The following is a 17472-nucleotide window of genomic DNA, read 5'->3' on the forward strand; positions in this document are numbered from 1 at the left end:
CTAGCAGAGGGCTTTGCAGGCAAAAAAAAGCCGCCCTTGCGGGCGGCTGAAGTGCTTCGCTCCTGAATCAGAACCCAAGGCTGAAGCTGATGGTCATCGCGTGGTCGTTGCTCTCATTCGACAGCTGCCCCGAATAGCCGATACCGAGTTTGCCGGTCGGACTGATCTGGAAGTCCACGCCCGCTTCGACCACCGCACTGTCCTTGGCAATCGGCACGCCCTGGGTGCTGAACGAGGCGCCGCCGTCGATGAAAGTCAGGTCGGCGTCAGGCTTGGTGTCGCCGAAGGCATGCCGCCAGCCGAGCGCCGCACGCGGCGTGAATTGCCCGCCGTTGTCCAGGGTGATGACCTTGCCGGCGCGCACGCCCAGGGTCGAGAAGGTGATGTCCTGATCGGACTCGGCACGCAGGCGCCCTGCTCCGCCTTTCTCCTTGGCCTTGTCGCTGTCGTAGTTGACGTAGGCCAGGCCGGCAAACGGTTCCAGGGCAATTCCGGCCGCTTCGATGGCATAGCCGACTTCACCGAACACCTGAGCGCTGCGCGCGTCGTAATTGGCCTTCAACCGGTCGTTGTAGGCGCCGACGCTGACGTCGCGCTTGGTTTCGATGTCGTGCCAGCTGTACGCCGCGCCGAGGCGCACCGCCAAGGCATCGAATTGAGAGTTGAGGTACGCCGCCAGGTGGTAGCTCTCGACCGTGGCATCCGAGCGACGATCATGGGCATCCAGATCGCTACGGGTATAGCCGGCGGCCATGCCCACACGCCATTGATCGTCGATCTGCTTGTCGGTGCCGAGCATGAAGCCGCTCAGGTTGCGATCCAGCTTCGCACTGTTGCTGTCGCCGTCCGACTCGCCCCATGCGCCAAGGGCGCGGGCCCAGCCGACCATTTCGCCGTGGCAGCCGTTGCTGCTCAGCTGATTGTCGCTCGGGGCCAGTGCGCGGCGTGGATCATCCGGCGCGCTGCACGACGGTTGGCGCATGCGATCGTTGACCGCGTCCCGCACGTAGCGCGAATCCTCGAGGATGGCGCTGGCGGTGCTGGCATGGATTTCCCCGGACAGACTGTCGAAGGCATTGCGCGCACCGGCCACGCTGAGATTGACGATTTCATTCTGCAACGCTGCGCCTGCCACACCGTTGCGCATCAAAGCCGAGGCCGCGTTGCGCTGGTTGCGGGTGGCCGCAACATCAACGAACGAGTTGTTGTTGCGGCTGACGACCAGGTTCACGGCATTGGCGTCGTACACCAGCGCCGAGTCGAGGAACGCATACTGCGGCAGATCGGCGGCGCTGAAGGTGCCGGTCACCCCGCCGCCGGCGGTGATCAGCGAGTACACGGTATTGCCGGTGAACGGTGCGAGGCTGTTGACCTGCAAGCCGCCACCAAGGGTGGCCGTACCACCGACAGCCAGTGGCGTGGCGGTCGGCGAGCTGACGGTCAGGGCCAGCACACCGTCGGCGGCGTTGCTCAGGTTGCCGGCGACACTCAAGGTGCCGTCCTCGCCACCGGAAGCCACCACGCCATGGTTGACCACCGAACCGACGCTGCCATTCCCGCTCAGGCCTGCGCCATTGGCCACGGTGACCTGCCCGGAGAGAGAGGCTCGCGCCGCGCGGCTACCGACTTGCAGCACGCCTTGATCCACCGCCACGGTGCCGCTGAAGGGTTGATTACCGGTCAACAGCAAGCGTGCTGCACCGCGTTTGGCCAAGGCGCCGACACCGCTGAGGCGTCCGTTGAACTGACCATTGGCATTCTGCTGGAACACCAGCGAGGCGTTGTTGAGGATGTTGCCTTGCAGGCTGGTGGTATTACCGATCAGCGTACCGCCGCTGACCGTGGTCCCGCCGCTGTAGGTGTTGGCGCCGCTGAGAACCAGAGTTCCGGAATCGAGCTTCTCGATGCCGCCACTGCCTACCAGCGGTACGGAGATTTCCGCACTGCCGCCGGCATTCACCCGCACCGGTGCCAGGCTGCCGCCCGGACCGTTGACCGGGGTCAGCGTACCGCCAGCACCTGGAACCAGGTTGTAACCGCTGGCGAGGAACTGCAACCCGGTGAAGTTCTGATTGCCTTGCACGGTGACCGTCCCGCTCTGCCCGCCGAACACGGCGAACTGACCGTTCGACGCCAGCGCCTGAGTACCGCTCGGATCGGTCCAGTTGGTGCCCGGGCCCCACACGCCACTTCCGCCCCCGATGCTGCCATCCGGGTTGGTGGTGCCGCCGTTCCAGAACTGCACTTCACCCGGCGTGTTCTGCACCAGCAGGTTGACCTGATTGGCCAGCGCGGTCTGCAGGGTCAGGTTGGCCGCCGACACCGGCAGGCTGCCGTAGACCAGACCGTTGTCGGTCAGGCTGCCGCCGTAGCTGAACAGTTGATAGACCCCGGTGCCGAAACCGCCGGCGTTGCTGATATTCAGCGTGCCGTCGAGGGTCAGGTTGCCGGCGACGTTGACCACCGTGGTGGAACTCGCAGCCGAGCCCAGGGAGAAGTCCAGGTTGGTGCCCGACGACAACGCCAGCGAACCGACCGACAACGGCGTTGCAGTGCCGCCGCCCGTCAGCGTCGCACCGTTGGCCAATTGCACGGCGCCTGCGAACACGCCGCTGCCGCCGATCTTCGCCCCGCTGGCAACGTTGACGTTGGCACTGTTCAGTACACCGTTGACGTTCAGTGAACCGGCCTGCACCGAAGTGTTGCCGGTGAAAGTGTTGTTGCCGGTCAACAGCAAGGCACCGGTGCCGGTTTTGTTGAGAGTACCGGCCCCGGTCAGATTGCCGGTGTAGCTGCCGTCGCTGTTCTGCTCGAAGGTCAGCGCTGCGTTGTTGACGATGGCGCCTTGCAGACTGCTGGTGTCGCCACGGGTGCTGCCGCCGTTCAGCGTCGTGCCGCCGCTGTAGGTGTTGGCGCCACTGAGGACGAGATCACCGCTGCCGTTTTTCACCAGACTGCCGCTGCCGGTGATCGCGCCGATCAAGGTGGTGTTCTGGTTACCGGCCAGGGTCAGCTGCGCACCCAGGTTGATGGCGTTGGCCAGTTGCAGTGCAGAAGTGCTGTCGAGGGTGCCATTACCCAGCACGCTGAGCGCGCCGCTGCTGATCGCGCTGTTGTTGCCCAGGATCAGCGATCCGCCAGACAGCTGAGTGCCACCGCTGTAAGTGTTGCTGCCGTTGAGGGTCAGGCTCGATGCGCCGGTCTTGATCAGACTGCCAGTGCCGCTGACCACACCGCCGAGGGTCAACGCGTTGGAGCCGGCGACGGTGAGTCCGCCATTGAGCACCACATCGTTGGCCAGACTGACCGCCGTATTGCTGTCCAGCGCCGTGCCGTTGGCGGCGGTCAATACGCCGGTGCCAAGGGCCGAGTTATTGCCGACCACAATCTTGCCGCCGTTGAGCGCGGTGCCGCCGGTGTAACCGTTGGCCGCGTTGAGCACCAGGGTGCCGGTGTCGTACTTGCCCAGTGTGCCGGCGCCGTTGAGCGCCACGCCCACGGTGGCGGTGACGTTCGGGTCGACCCGCACGGTCGCGTTACCCAGCGATCCGTTGACCAGATTCAGCGAACCGGCCGTGCCGTTCTGCAGGCTGTAGCCATCAGTGACGAACTGCATGCCGGTGATGGTTTGCGCGCCGTTCACCGTGACGGTGCCCGCCGTGCCCTGGAACACCGCGAAGCTGTTGGTCCAGGCCTGATTGGTGGTGCCGTTGACGTCGGTCCAGTTGGTGGTGCCGGTACCCCAGGTGCCGCTGCCGCCATCCACCGAACCGTTGGCGACGAGTTGGTTGCCGTCCCAGAACTGCACGGTAACGCCCGGTGCAGTGACCAGCAGGTTGATCTGGTTGGCCAGCGCGGTTTGCAGGGTCAGGTCGCCCGGCGTGACGCTGCCCGGTACGGTGCCGATCAGCATGCCGTTGTCGGTCAGGCCGCCGGTGTAGTTGATCAACCGGTACACACCGCTGCCGAAACCGCCGATGTCGCTGACGTTGAGCGTGCCGTCGAGGGTCAGGTTGCCGCCGACGTTGACCAGCGCATTGCCGCCACCGGACACCGGAGTGCCGAGTCCGACATCGAAGTTGGAGTTGGCGTTGAACACCAGCGAATTCACCGACAGGGTGCTGCCGGTAGTGCCGGCCAGGTGACCGCCATCCGCCACGGTCACCGCCCCGCCGAGCGAACCGCCGCCGGTCAGGGTGCCGCCGCTGTTGACCAGCACACTGGCGCTGTCCAGCGAGCCGCTGACGTTCAAGGTGCCGGCGTTGACCGTGGTGTTGCCGGTCAGGCTGTTGAGGCCGGTCAGGGTCAGCGTGCCGGTGCCAAGTTTGCTCAGTTCACCCGTACCGGTGAGCACACCGCCGAAAATGCTACTGGCGTTGTTGCCGCCGATGCTCAGCGTGTTGCCGCCGCCGATCAGTGCGGTGCCGCTGCCGGTCAGGCTGGCGAGGCTGCCGGAGCCGCCGAGGTTGAGGGTCGCCGCAGCGCCGAGATTGACCCCGGCGTTGCTGCCCAGTGCCGAATTGCCCAAGGTGGTCAAGCTGCCGGACTGCACATCGAAGGTGCCGCTGAAGGTGTTGTTGCCGGTCAGCGTCAGGTCGGCCAGACCGTTCTTGGTCAAAGTGCCTACTCCGGCGATCACGCCACCGAGGGTCAGGTTGTTGTTGCCGGCTACGCTCAGGTTGGCATTGACGTTGAGGTTGTTGGCCAGCACCAGCGGCGCCGTGGTGTCGAGGGTCGACGCGCCCGCCACGGTCACCGCGCCGGAGCCCAGACCCGCCGAGGTGCCGAGGGTCACGGTGCCGGCGTTCAGCGTGGTACCGCCGCTGTAGGTGTTGATGCCGTTGAGGGTCAGGTTGGAGGCGCCGTTCTTGATCAATCCGCCGGTTCCGCTGACCACGCCGCTGAGCGCTACGTCGCCGCTGCCGGTGTTGGTCAGGTTGGCGTTGAGCACCACGTTGTTGCCCAGCGACACCGAGGTGTTGCTGTCCAGCGCCGCGGCTCCGGCCACGGTCAGGTTGCCCAGACCGAGAGCGCCGTTGCTGCCGGTGGTCAGGGTGCCGGCATTGAGGGTGATGCCACCGAGGAAGTTGTTGGCACCGCTGAGGATCAGATTGGCTGCGCCGTTCTTGGTCAGGCTGCCGGCGCCATTGATGGCTCCGCCGAGTGTCAGATCGTTGCTGCCGACGATGCCGAGGTTGCCCGCCAGGTTGATCGCATTACTCGCCGTGAAAGCGCCGCTGGCATCCAGGGTGGTGCCGTTCGCGGCGTTCAGGGTGGCCGAGCCCAGCGCGCTGTTCGACGCCAGAACCAGTCCGCCTGCGTTCAATGCCACCGGCCCGAGGAAGGCGTTGTTGCCACCGAGGGTCAGGCTGGCCGAGCCGTTCTTGATCAAGCCGCCGGTGCCGGAAATGACACCGTTGAGGGTCAGCGCATTGCTGCCGAGTATCGTCAGGTTGCCGTTCAGCGTGGCGGCGTTGGCCAGGGTCACGGCGGTGTTGCTGTCCAGTTGCGTGCCAGCGTTGGCAATCAGCGCGCCGCTGCCCAGCGCGGTGTTGCTGCCGACCACCAGGGTGCCGCCGTCCAGTTGCGTGCCGCCGGTGTAGCTGTTGGCGCCGTTGAGTACCAGGGTGCCCGCGTCGAGTTTGTTGAGGATGCCGCTGCCGTCGATGTTCACGCCGACCGTGGCGGTCACGCCCGGATCAACCCGCATCGCCGTGGTGCCGCCGCTGCCGTTGACGGCGGTCAGCAGTCCCGACGTACCGTTGACCACGTTGTAGCCATCGGTGAGGAATTGCATCCCGGTGAACAATTGCGTGCCATTGACCGACACCGTGCCGGCCGTGCCCTGGAACACCGCGAAGTCGCCGGCCCAGGTCTGGTTGAGCGTCCCGTTGACGTTGGTCCAGTTGGTGTTGACGGCATCCCATGCTCCGCTGCCGCCATCGACCGTACCGTTCGGGATCGTCTGGCTACCATCCCAGAAGCGAATATTGGCGTTCGGCGCGGACACCAACAGGTTGATCTGGTTACCGACCGAGGTCTGCACCACCAGATCGCCCAGGCCAAACCCCACAGGTACACCGGCCACGGTCAGGCCGTTGTCGGTCAGCGCACCAACGTAGTTGAACAGGCGGTATACACCGACGCCGAAACCGCCGGCATCGGTGACGTTGAGGTTACCGTCGAGGGTCAGGTTGCCGCCGATGTCCATCAGCGACGTGGTCGATGGCGTCGCGAGGTTCGCATCGATATTGCTGTTGGCAGCCAGAACCAGTGACGCGGCAGACAGGGTATTGCCCGAAGACAACGCCAGGTGGCCGCCATCGTTGACGTTGAGGGTTCCGAGAACCGAACCGCTGCCCGTAACGCTCGCGCCGGTATTAACGCTGACCTGGGCACTGGCCAGCGAACCGCTGAGGTTCAGGGTGCCGCCGTTGACGGCAGTGTTGCCGACGAGGCCGTTGATCCCGGTCAGGTTCAGTGTGCCGGTGCCGACTTTGGTCAAACCGCCATTGCCGCTGAGATCGCCGTCGAAGGTGCTGGTGCTGCTGACTCCGCCCACGGTCAATGTGTTACCGCCGCCGATCTGCACGCCGCCGCTGCCGCTCAGGCCATTGAGGCTGGCGTTGCTGCCGAGGTTGAGGCTGGCGCCGGCGCTGACGTTGGCGCCGGAGGTATTGCCGAGTGCGCCGCTGGTCAGGGTGCTGACGCTGCCGGAGAGGATGTTCAGCGCACCGGTGAAGGTGTTGGTGCCGCTGAGGGCCAGGTCATCCAGGCCGGTTTTGATCAGGTTGCCCGCACCGTCGATCACCCCGCTGAGGTTCAGACCGTTGTTGCCGGCCACGGTCAGGTCGGCATTGAGCGTGATGTTGTTGCCGACGCTGAGCGCACTGCTGTTATCCAGCGTTGCTGCGCCACCGACGGTCAGGCCGCCACTGCCCAGGGCACCGGCCGAGCCCAGCGTCAGCGTGCCCGCATTGAGCGTGGTACCGCCGCCAAAGGTGTTGCTGCCATTGAGCGTCAGGTTGGCCGCGCCGTTCTTGATCAATTGGCCGGCGCCGCTGACGACACCGCCGAGGGCCAGGTTCTGGGTACCGCCGACACTGAGCGCTGCGTTAAGGACAACCGCGTTGGCCAGGCTGGCCAGCGAGGAACTGCTGTCGAGCGTCGCGGCACCGCCGACGGTCAAGGCCCCCGTGCCCAGTGCCGAGCTGTTGCCGACGGTCACGGTACCGGCGTTCAAGGTAGTGCCGCCGATGTAGGTATTGGTGCCGTTCAGATTCAGGTTGGCCGCACCGTTTTTCACCAGACTGCCGGCCCCGGCAACGGTGCCCGTGAGGGTCAGGTCGGCGCTGCCGCCGACATTCAGCGCGCCGGCAAGGTTGACCTGATTGCCCAGAGTGACGGCGGTGTTGGTATCCAGCGTAGTGCCGGCCGCCGCGTTCAGTGCACCGCTGCCCAGCGCCGTGTTGCTGCCGACAATCAGCTTGCCGACGTTCAATGCGGTATTGCCGAAATAGGTGTTGGCGCCGTTGAGGATCAGGTCGGCAGTACCGTTCTTGATCAGGCCACCGACCCCGGCCACCACGCCCGTCAGCGTCAGCGCGTTGCTGCCGCCAAGGGTCACGTTGCCGCCGAGGTTGACGTTGTTGGCCAGGCTCGTCGCAGTGCTGGCGTCCAGTGTGGTGCCGTTGGCAGCGTTGAGTACACCGGTGCCGAGGGCGGTGTTGGAGCCGACGACCAGTGTCCCGGCGTTCAGCGACGTAGCGCCGGTGTAGGTGTTGTTGCCGGTCAGGGTCAGGGTCGATGCGCCGGTCTTGATCAGGTTGCTGCCGCCACTGATGACGCCGCCGAGGGTCAGCGGGTTGGCGCCACCGGCAGTGAGGTTGGCGTTGAGGGCAATCGCATTGTTCAGCGTGACGTTGGCGCTGCTGTTGAGCGAGCCGCCCGAGCCACCCACGGTCAGCGTACCGGTGCCGAGAGCCGCCGCGTTGCCGACGGTCAGGCTGCCGGCGTTGAGCGCCGTGCCACCGGTGAAGGTGTTGACGCCGTTGAGGGTCAGGTTGGCGGTGCCGTTCTTGATCAATTGACTGGCGCCGCTGATGACACCGCCCAAGGTCAGGCCATTGCTGCCGCCGATGCTCAGATTGCCGTTGAGCGCTACGTCGTTGCTCAGGCTGACGGCGGCGCTGCTGTCCAGGGTCGCGGCGCCGGCGACGGTCAGGCTGCCGCTGCCCAGTGCGCCGGCATTGCCGACAGTCAGAGTACCGGCATTCAACGTGGTGCCGCCGAGGAAGGTGTTGGCGCCGCTGAGAATCAGGTTGGCCGCGCCATTCTTGGTCAGCCCGCCGTTGCCGCTGACCACGCCACCCAGGGTCAGGTTGGCGTTGCCGGCAATGTTCAGATTGCCGCCGAGCGCGACGGCGTTGCCCAGCGCCACGGTGGTGCTGGCATCGAGCGTAGTGCCCGCCGCCGTGGTCAGTGCGCCCGTGCCCAGCGCGGTATTGGAACCGACAATCAGCGTCCCGGCATTCAGCGTCGTACCGCCGGAAAACGTGTTATTGCCGCTGAGGGTCAGGTTCGCGGTGCCGTTCTTGATCAGGTTGCCGGCACCGCTGATGACCCCGCTCAGGCCCAGTGCCTGCGTTCCGCCGATGGTCAGGTCCGCCGCCAGCGCCACCGCGTTGGCCAGGGTCACCGCCGTGGTCGCATCCAGCGTGGTACCCGCCGCCGCATTCAGCGCGCCGGTGCCGAGGGCGGTGTTGCTGCCGACCAGCAAGGTACCGCCGTTGAGCGCGGTGGCGCCGCTATTGGTGTTGTTGCCGGTCAGGGTCAGGCTGGCCGTGCCACTCTTGGTAATCGCGCCGGTGCCGGAGAGAATGCCGGACAGAGTCAGGGCATTGCCGCCGAGCACGTTCAACGCGCCAGTGATGCCGATGTTGTTGGCCAACGTCACGTTGGCAGTGCTGTCCAGGCTGGTGCCGGCGGCGGTGTTGAGCACCCCGGTGCCCAGGGCGTTGTTGTTGCCGACGCGCAAGGTGCCGGCACTCAGGGTCGTGGTGCCGCTGTAACCGGTGTTGGCGCCGCTGAGCGTCAGGCTGCCGGTGCCGGTCTTGGTCAGGCCGCTGGCGCCGCTGATCAGCCCGCCCAGGGTCAGGGCCCCGGTGCCGGTCGCCGTCAGTGTGCTGTTGAGGGTGAGCGCGTTGTTCAACGAAATCGGGCCGGAGGCCGAAATGCTCGACGCGCCGCCAACGGTAATGCCGCCGGTACTGAAGGCCTGATTGTTCCCCACCTGCACCACGCCACCATTGAGCACGGTACTGCCGGTGTAGGTATTGACCCCGTTGAGGTTGAGCTGGCCGCTGCCGATCTTGGTCAGGCCGCCGCTGCCGGACAGCACGCCGCTGAGCGTTGTGGCGTTGGTCCCCTGCACCGTCAGGCCGCCGGCACCCAGCGAGATCAGGTTGCTGATGTTCAGTCCGGCATTGCTGGCCTGCAGGATGCCGCCATTGGACGTCAATACACCGCTACCGAACGCACCATTGTCATTGAACAGCGCGACACCGCCATTGAGGGTCGTCGCCCCGCTGACCAACGGTCCCTGCAGGGTCCAGGTGCCGCTGTTGAGGGTCAGGTTGTTGAAGTTGACATAGGTGGCGCTGGACGCCGTGCCTGAACCGGTGGTGCCGCCGCCGACACCGATGGGGTTTTGCAGAATCAGGGTATTGGTGCCACCTGCACCGCCATCGATCGTGCCGGTCGGGGCGAAGGTCAGGTTGATGCCGATCAGGCCGCCGAGGCCGACGGTGACTTGCACGCCGTCACCGACGTTTACGCTCGAACCGGTGATCGCGTAGAACGTGTTGGTGCTGCCCGCGCCCATCGACACGCTGCCGGTGATGTTACCGGCGTTGGTGAAGGTATTGCCCGCCGCCGATGTCTCGAAGGCCACCCGGCCGTTGATCGTGCCGGTGCTGCTGTTGTTCATGACGACTTGTGAACCGCCATACACACCCACCACCGGCGTATCGGCCAGGGTGATCCCGCCCACCGACAGACCGGTCGAGGTGATCGTCCCGTTGTTGGTGATGGTGGTGGTGCCGGCCGCCGCATTGTTGACCCCTATCCCCAGGCCATCGATGCTGGTCAGGTTGAGGCCGAGCAACATGCCGGTGCCACGAATGAGGCCGCTGGCGTTGTTGAGCACGCTGACCGTGCTGGAGGCGCCCGTTCCGATGAACGCGCCGCCGCTGAGCACGGAAACCAGGCCCAGCAATGCAGGGTCGATGGTGCCGGAGTTGTTCAGGCTGATGTTGACGCCCGTCAGGTTGAGCACCTTGCCGCCGAGCGTCGCGTTCATCTGCGCGCCCGAGTTGACGTTGACTGTCAGGCCGTTGCTTGCACTGCTGAAGTCATTGAGAAACAGCGGCAGACTCGGCACCCCGGTGCAGGTCACCGTGGATCCGGCAGTGGAACAGGTTGCAAGCGCCGGTGCACTGGCGCCGCCGAACAGAAATCCGGCAACGCTCAGATGCACAGCAAGGGAAAGTGGGGAAAAACGCGAAACGAGGGCGACACCAAACCTTGCTTCCACGGGCTACTCCTTTCGTGGTCAATTTCATCCTTGAAAGCGCGCAACGGCAGGCAAATCGAACACGCGCATCAAGAGCGCAACGGTCTTCACAACCGTCACATTCCCCACAGACGCTAGTTGATGCCCTGCAATGAAACATTGGTTAAATGGCATTAATACTTTTGTGATAGAGCCTTCAGGAATAAGGATCCATCAGGTGCGCGCGCAAAACTGGTATGACTTGTGCAAACGTTTGCGAAGCGTCAATCCCGACACTTTGCCTCCACAATCGCACCACCCCGCCGTTACGGGGCCGATCCACAAAAAGGACTTTGAATGCACGTTTCTTCCAGCCACCGCCGTCGCGGTATGCGTACCTTTGCTGTTTCCCTGCTACTGGCCGGCGTTACCGGAGTTCTCAGCCAGACAGCACTGGCACAACCTGCCTTGCCCGAAGAATCCGCCCAGGGCGAAGCCCTCAGCCCCGAAGTCAGCCCACCGAAAAAAGGCGAATACCTGTCGGACTGGTACAACCAGGACCTGACCCTGATCGGCAGCAAGGACATCAGCTTCGGCCCGCAACCGGCCGACGACATCTACCTGGAATACGAGTATTTCGGGCGCAAGGGCCCGTTCGAGCTGTACGGCTACATCGACATCCCGAAGATCTTCAACATCGGCAACAGCCACGACAAAGGTGTGTGGGACCACGGCTCGCCAGTGTTCATGGAGCACGAACCGCGCATCTCCATCGATTACCTCGCCGGCCGCAGCCTGGCCATCGGCCCGTTCAAGGAATGGTACGTGGCGTTTGACTGGATCTACGATCACGGCAGCCGCAAAGAGAATCGCGCCAACACGCTGTACAGCGGTTTCGGCACCGACATCGACACCCATTCGCGGGTCAATCTGTCGGCCAACCTGTACGGGCGCTACCAGTGGGAAAACTACGGCGCCAGCAATGAATACTCGTGGGACGGCTACCGCGCGCAGCTCAAATACATCGTGCCCATCGACCAATTCAGCAACGGTGCGTCGCTGACCTACATCGGCTTTACCAACTTCGATTTCGGCTCGGACCTGCACAAGGACAACCCGGCGCGCACCGCCAATGCCACGGTGGCGACCAACGTGTTGCTGTACTCATTCACCCACTTGCGCTTCACCTTGGTCGGCCGTTACTTCCACAACGGCGGCAACTGGGAGGACGGCAGCGAGCTGAACTTCGGCGACGGCAACTTCCGCGCACGTTCCAATGGCTGGGGTTATTACGCCGGCATCGGTTATCAGTTCTGAATCAAGGAGCAAACATGAAAGCAATGACGCGTGTATCACTGGCCGCTGCCACCCTGCTCTCGTCCCACGCGTGGGCGACCGAGGCACCGATTCAACCGAAAGTGGTGCTGATCACCATGTTCGCTCCGGAGGCACAGCACTGGATCGATCGCCTCGAACTCAAGCAGGAAATCCGCGTACCGGGCCTGTCGGCCGAGTACCCGACCATTCGCTGCAACACACAGCAGGTGTGCCTGATGACGACTGGCATGGGTCAGACCAACGCCGCCGCCTCAACCCTGGCACTGGCGCTGTCGCCGAAATTCGACCTGCGCAAAAGCTACTTCCTGATTGCCGGAATTGCCGGCATCAGCCCGAAACACGGGACCATCGGTACCGCTGCGTGGGCGCATTATCTGGTCGAATTCGGCACCCAGTGGGAACTGGACTCGCGCGATGCACCCTCGAGCTGGCCGACCGGTTACCTCGGCATCAACACCAAAGGCCCGAACGAAAAACCGCCGCTGGACTACAAGACCGAAGTTTTCGAGCTCAACCCGAAACTGCAGGCCAAGGCCTTCGCCCTCAGCCACAAGGTCGAGCTGAGCGAGAGCAAGGAATCAGCCGCGTGGCGCCTGAAATACCCGGCAGCACCGGCCAATCAGCCGCCGGTGGTCACCCGTTGCGACACGCTGGCGGGCAACACCTGGTTCTCCGGCACACGCCTGAGCGAACGCGCCGAGGTCTGGACCAAACTGCTGACCGACAACCAGGGCGAATACTGCACCACCCAACAAGAAGACAACTCCACCTACGAAGCCTTGCTGCGTGCCAGTCGCGAGGGCCTGGTGGACGTGCAGCGCCTCGCCGTGGTGCGCGCCGGCTCTGACTTCGACCGTCCGGCGCCGGGCGGCAGCGAAGTGGACAACCTGCTCAAGTACGCCGATCAGGGCGGATTTGTGCCGGCCCTGGAAAACCTCTATCGCACGGGTAATCCGCTGGTGCAGGACATCCTGAAAAACTGGTCGGCGTGGGAGAACGGCGTCCCGCAGTCCTGAAACCCACAAAGCCCTGTGGGTGCGAACGCGCTCCCACAGGGCTTTGTGATGACATGAATAACAGCGACGATCAGGGGATAAGAATCACTTTGTCACCACTGCCCTGATTCACATCGGCATAGCGCGCCAGCCCTTCGGCCAGCGGCGCTTCCACCAACCCTTGCGGCAGTGGCAGCAGGTCTTCGTCGAAGAACCGGCCGAACTGCTCGAGCATCGCTGCGCAGGCTTCAACGCCATACAGCAACGAGTTGATGCCGACCACCGAACCGCCCTTGCGATACAGCGCCAGCGCCGGCAACTGCACATGCCCGTCCACCGGCGCAGCGATGATCGCGATCCGCCCGAAGGGCGCCAATGCCGCGACTGAGGCCGGCAGCCAGAATCCGGTGGTGTCGAAGATCACATCGGCGCCGCCGCGGTACACGGCGTTGACCTGCGCGCTCAGATCCTCGGGTTTATCCAGCTGAATCGTCTGATAACCCTGCGCCTGCAAATCCTTGACCTGCTCCGGCCGCCGCGCCGCCGCCAGCAACTGCGCGCCGCGCACCTTGGCCAACGCCAGCGCCGCCGTTGCCACCGCCCCGCCGCCAATCACCAGCAAACGGGTTTCGGCACTGACCAGACTGCGCTCCAGTGCATCCCACGCCGTGGTGTAAGGCACGCCGAGGCTGGCAGCCTGGGTGAAGCTCAAATGCGAAGGCTTGTGCGCCACGCCATTGGCCGGCAGTTTGACGTACTGCGCGTGGGAGCCATCGGCGAAGAAACCCAGCTCACGCCCGGTGCCCCAGACCTCCTGACCGATCAACGCCTGCGGCCCTTCGACCACCACACCTGCAAAGTCCCGACCGGGAATACGCGGGAGCGTGGTGTACGGGAAGCGCCCGAGCACGTTCTTCACGTCGCTGGGATTGAGGCCCGCGGCCTTGATCTGTACCAGCACCTCGTCAGCGCCCGGCACCGGCGTCGGCACCTCGACGAAGCGCAGGGACGACAGGTCGCCGGTTTTATCGAATTGCAGTGCTTTCATGGAAATCTCCACCGAAGGAAAAAGACAGGATTCAGGACAGCCAGCCACTGACCAGTTGCCGACCCATCGGCCACAACTGCTCGCCCGCCAGCATGCCCAGCAGGCCCACCAGCGCGATGGTCGGCGGCGCCGGTGAACGGACATCCAGCGCGCCATACAGCAGGCCGACACCCAGACCGACGCCGAGTGAAATCAGGTAATTCATGGGATCACTCCGCCACACAAAGGGAATGGGCAAAGTCTAGGGAAAGGCTGCGGCAGGCATCGGCCAAGGACTTCTGAATTTCGGCCAAACCTGCGGAAGTCACCGCGTCCCCTTTGGGAGTTGCGGTGCGACGATTCGACTTGCCAGCGATAGCGGGTATATCAGCTGAAAGTGTATCGACTGACACGACGCCTTCGCGGACAAGCCCGCTCCCACAGGGTTCGGCGCTGTATCCGGTTTTGTGGTGTCAGGGACCGGTCGTAGTGAACTGCGAAGGCGCGACACCCAGCTCCCGGCGGAACATGTCGCTGAAACTGCTCGGCGAATAACCCAGCTCACGGGCAATCGCGCTGACCGGCACGCCCTGGATCAACTCCGCCACCGCCGTCGCCAACTGCACCTGACGCCGCCACTCGGCGAAGCCCATGCCCAGCCCTTCCTTGAATAATCGCGCCAGGGTGCGCACGCTGGCCCCGGCGTTTTCGGCGTGCTGCTCGAAAGGAATATCCAGCGACGGCGCGGCCATCACCGCCTGGCACAGACTCATCAGCCGCCGGTCGGCATCGTCCGGCAACGGGATCTTCAGCTGTGAACGCCTTGCGCGTTTCAGCTCCAGCAGCGCCAGCCCGACCAGCGCCTCGTAGTACTCGGCATCACCGCTGTCGCCCTGCGCCACCAGCCCGACAATCAACTCGCGCAGCAGCCCGCCGACCTCGATCACCTGCACCGTCTGATCCAGCGTCGCCGCCAGCGCCGGGCGCAGGTAGATATTGCGCATCTGCAAATCCGACACCACCCGAATCCCGTGCGGAACCCCCGGCGGCAACCACACCGCCCGCTGCGGCGGCACCACCAGCGCCTCATGCGGCGTCTCGACCCACATCACCCCGCTCATCGCATACAGCAACTGCCCCCAGACATGCTCGTGCGGCTCGATGAACAACCCGCGCGGATACGTCCGCGCCAGCGGTTGCACCGGCACATCGGTATCACTCAGATCAGGGGGCGCAGCGAGGGCCATGGCGAACATTCATCGGGTTTGATGGTAACGCCATGGTAACCAGTGCGCCCCGTCCCTCGCCATTGGTAGATACCGTCGGACAATCCGAGTGAATTTTCCCGGTGCCCAGCGATCCTTGTAATTACCACAGGGAGGAAGACGGGCTTTATGAACAACGCAAAACTGTTTGTCATCGATTACACCCTTCACGGCGCGCCAAAGTCGTTCATTATCCGCTCGGACAAAATGGACAACACCGAGGCGTGGCACTGGGCAAGCTGCGACGCAGGGGTCGGCCGCATCCCGCGTTTCGGCCGAGAGAAAGTGCAAAAGACCAGCAAGCCGATGGCAGAAAAATTCGGCGTGGAAAACGTCACATGGCGACCGGCAAGCTAAGCTTGCGCGCAGGCGGGGACTATTTCGGGGGGAACAACATGACAATCATCAACAGCCCGGCACACCTGGACTACGGCCTGGACACCCTCTTCGGCCGCCTCACCAAAAGCGTCGACTGCCCGGTTGGCCTGGAACCCGTCGAAAACGACCCCTACCGCTTCGCCCTGCGCGTTCCGCCCCCCTTGCCGGAAGACCTTGAAAAGGCCAAGACCATCGTCGTCAACGTCGAAGGCCGCCGCCTGCAAGGCATCGTCCGCCACACCGAACGCCTGGACGACGACAGCCTGAAACTGGAAGTGGAGCCCGACTAGGCTCCACTTTTCCATGCAGTGCGTTATTTCGGGTGCGCGCAATGGCAACCCTTGCCGGAGCACTCCTCACCGCCCTTGTGGTGATGAGCGCAGGCCTCACAGCAATAGTGCTTGCCGTGCGCCACATAGGAATGCTCACCTTCCTTGATCTTGCAGCTACATCCCGGGCAATCGCATTTTCTATCGGCCATGGAACAGACTCCTTTGGTGGTGGTTGTCTGAGGCTGAAGGAACAAGCCGTGCTACCAGTGTAGAAGGTGAAAAGCACCCAACAACCAAACCACTCAAAACTCACCACTCACCCTTCAACCATCCCCCCACCACTCACCACGATGAGCGTTAGCTCGAGTACCGCTTTTGACGTGCCGGCCCCATCGGCAGGCTGAGTGGAGGGATTTATCCGGGGGTGGGAGCGCAGCGACCGTGCGGCGAAGCCGCATGCATCGAGAGGAGGTGCAGCGAAGCAAACCGTAGGCGATGCCCCCGGATAAATCCCGGAGCGAAGGAACCCGAGCCACAGCGAGGGCCGTACGTCAGGGTAAAGCCTTTTGGGTTACCTTTTCGGCGTTTGGAAAAGGTGACTCGCCGTAAGGGCGAAACCGCCAGCCGCCCCCCCCGAAGAAACGGATATACACGCAAAACGAACAAGAACCTGGTCGGCCCAAAGGCCGCCACGTTCAATCAGCCTGACGCACGCTACTGCGATACATGAAAACCAGCGCCAACCCGAGACAAACCATCGCCAAAACCCGACTCGAAGACAACTCAATAGCGGGATTCCCCAACCACCCAAAATTATCAATCAACATCCCCATCCCCAACTGCCCGACAATCACCGCCACCGTCGCCACAGCCGTCCCCACCCGAGGCACCGCCCCCACCATCACCATCATATAAACCACGCCGAACAAGGCACCGCTAAGCTGCCACTTCGGCACCTCCAGCAAACTCACTGCCTGAGCAGGCTCAAAAAACAAAATCAACAACCCCGTAGAAACAGCGCCGACGACAAACGTCAACAAACTGCTGCGCAGAACCCCAACGGTCTCCCCCAACCGCCCATTGATCGCCGCCTGCACACTCAATACCGCACCGGCCAACACCACCACCGCCAACAAAATAACCAGACTCATCACTCACCCCCGCGCAATCAAAACCAAAGCCGCCACAATCAACCCCAACGCCAGCCACCGCTCAGCATTGACCTTCTTGCGCGTAGCCCCAAACCACCCGAAATGGTCAATCAACACACTCTTGCCAACCTGCCCCGACAAAATCGCAATCATCGTCATCGCAATCCCGATATGCGGCGTCGCCAGCGTCAACACCACCACATACATCGGCCCCAGAAACCCGCCGATCAACTGCCAGCGCGGCAGATCCGTCAGCGCCGGCCCCTTCTGTGGCCCCGCAAACAGCAACAGCAAAAACAGAATGGCCGACCCGACCCCGAAGATGCTCAAGGTCGCCCACAGATGCCCGACCTGTTCTCCCAACGGCCCGAGCAACCCGGCCTCCACCGACAACCCCATGCCGGCCAGAATCACCAGCGGCAACAGCAACAAACGCAAACCGGGCCGGGCGACCTGGGCCGGCGCGGCACTCACTTCATCAAACGACTGCATCT

General features: G+C 63.7%; 11 protein-coding genes. 4 read left to right on the forward strand and 7 right to left on the reverse strand.

All coding sequences use genetic code 11. The annotated features are described in order from the left end of the window. Positions 1 to 67: 67 nt before the first annotated feature. Positions 68 to 10594: an autotransporter-associated beta strand repeat-containing protein gene (locus CAF63_RS17090; protein ID WP_085686647.1), complete on the reverse strand. Its 10527-nt coding sequence runs from the start codon at positions 10592 to 10594 to the stop codon at positions 68 to 70. A gap of 315 nt (positions 10595 to 10909) precedes the next feature. Here CAF63_RS17090 and CAF63_RS17095 point away from each other — a divergent pair, with 315 nt between their 5' ends. Further along, on the forward strand, positions 10910 to 11869 hold the full coding sequence (locus CAF63_RS17095) for a nucleoside-specific channel-forming protein Tsx (RefSeq protein WP_085686649.1): 960 nt from the start codon (positions 10910 to 10912) through the stop codon (positions 11867 to 11869). Positions 11870 to 11883: 14 nt separating this feature from the next. Beyond that, complete coding sequence (locus CAF63_RS17100; protein WP_085686651.1) at positions 11884 to 12906, forward strand: purine nucleoside permease; 1023 nt, start codon at positions 11884 to 11886, stop codon at positions 12904 to 12906. Between the two features lie 70 nt (positions 12907 to 12976). Here the strand turns inward: CAF63_RS17100 and CAF63_RS17105 are convergent, their stop codons facing one another. From CAF63_RS17105 to CAF63_RS17115, 3 genes are all read right to left on the reverse strand, one after another. Further along, entirely contained in the window at positions 12977 to 13933 is a 957-nt protein-coding gene (locus CAF63_RS17105; protein ID WP_085686653.1) for a zinc-binding alcohol dehydrogenase family protein, read from the reverse strand. 31 nt (positions 13934 to 13964) lie between these two features. Then, a complete protein-coding gene (locus tag CAF63_RS17110; protein WP_007958996.1) occupies positions 13965 to 14138 on the reverse strand; it encodes a DUF1427 family protein in 174 nt (57 codons plus the stop codon). 247 nt (positions 14139 to 14385) lie between these two features. Further along, a complete protein-coding gene (locus CAF63_RS17115) occupies positions 14386 to 15168 on the reverse strand; it encodes a helix-turn-helix domain-containing protein (protein ID WP_085686655.1) in 783 nt (260 codons plus the stop codon). A gap of 138 nt (positions 15169 to 15306) precedes the next feature. Here CAF63_RS17115 and CAF63_RS17120 point away from each other — a divergent pair, with 138 nt between their 5' ends. Together CAF63_RS17120 and CAF63_RS17125 are read left to right on the forward strand one after the other, a co-directional pair. Continuing rightward, positions 15307 to 15534 carry a DUF6555 family protein gene (locus CAF63_RS17120; RefSeq protein WP_085686657.1) on the forward strand — a complete coding sequence of 76 codons (228 nt, stop codon included), beginning with the start codon at positions 15307 to 15309 and terminating at the stop codon, positions 15532 to 15534. A 38-nt stretch (positions 15535 to 15572) separates the two neighbouring features. Next, positions 15573 to 15845 carry a hypothetical protein gene (locus CAF63_RS17125; RefSeq protein ID WP_085686887.1) on the forward strand — a complete coding sequence of 91 codons (273 nt, stop codon included), beginning with the start codon at positions 15573 to 15575 and terminating at the stop codon, positions 15843 to 15845. Between the two features lie 23 nt (positions 15846 to 15868). Here the strand turns inward: CAF63_RS17125 and CAF63_RS17130 are convergent, their stop codons facing one another. From CAF63_RS17130 to CAF63_RS17140, 3 genes are all read right to left on the reverse strand, one after another. Continuing rightward, the gene (locus CAF63_RS17130) at positions 15869 to 16036 is read right to left on the reverse strand and encodes a metallothionein (RefSeq protein ID WP_085686659.1); all 168 of its coding nucleotides are present in this window, start codon (positions 16034 to 16036) and stop codon (positions 15869 to 15871) included. A gap of 486 nt (positions 16037 to 16522) precedes the next feature. Continuing rightward, positions 16523 to 16978, reverse strand: a complete 456-nt coding sequence (locus tag CAF63_RS17135) for a DMT family transporter (RefSeq protein WP_085686889.1) — start codon at positions 16976 to 16978, stop codon at positions 16523 to 16525. Positions 16979 to 16981: 3 nt separating this feature from the next. Next, positions 16982 to 17470 carry a DMT family transporter gene (locus CAF63_RS17140; protein ID WP_085686661.1) on the reverse strand — a complete coding sequence of 163 codons (489 nt, stop codon included), beginning with the start codon at positions 17468 to 17470 and terminating at the stop codon, positions 16982 to 16984. Between the last annotated feature and the right edge of the window lie 2 nt (positions 17471 to 17472).

The organism is Pseudomonas sp. B20(2017), assembly GCF_002113125.1.
GTDB lineage: Bacteria > Pseudomonadota > Gammaproteobacteria > Pseudomonadales > Pseudomonadaceae > Aquipseudomonas.

Coding starts and splice junctions, on each gene's coding strand:
- CAF63_RS17120 (WP_085686657.1), top strand. CDS start 15,307: ATGAACAACGCAAAACTGTTTGTCATCGATTACACCCTTCACGGCGCG.
- CAF63_RS17125 (WP_085686887.1), top strand. CDS start 15,573: ATGACAATCATCAACAGCCCGGCACACCTGGACTACGGCCTGGACACC.
- CAF63_RS17105 (WP_085686653.1), bottom strand. CDS start 13,933: ATGAAAGCACTGCAATTCGATAAAACCGGCGACCTGTCGTCCCTGCGC.
- CAF63_RS17135 (WP_085686889.1), bottom strand. CDS start 16,978: ATGAGTCTGGTTATTTTGTTGGCGGTGGTGGTGTTGGCCGGTGCGGTA.
- CAF63_RS17095 (WP_085686649.1), top strand. CDS start 10,910: ATGCACGTTTCTTCCAGCCACCGCCGTCGCGGTATGCGTACCTTTGCT.
- CAF63_RS17100 (WP_085686651.1), top strand. CDS start 11,884: ATGAAAGCAATGACGCGTGTATCACTGGCCGCTGCCACCCTGCTCTCG.
- CAF63_RS17140 (WP_085686661.1), bottom strand. CDS start 17,470: ATGCAGTCGTTTGATGAAGTGAGTGCCGCGCCGGCCCAGGTCGCCCGG.
- CAF63_RS17110 (WP_007958996.1), bottom strand. CDS start 14,138: ATGAATTACCTGATTTCACTCGGCGTCGGTCTGGGTGTCGGCCTGCTG.
- CAF63_RS17115 (WP_085686655.1), bottom strand. CDS start 15,168: ATGTTCGCCATGGCCCTCGCTGCGCCCCCTGATCTGAGTGATACCGAT.
- CAF63_RS17130 (WP_085686659.1), bottom strand. CDS start 16,036: ATGGCCGATAGAAAATGCGATTGCCCGGGATGTAGCTGCAAGATCAAG.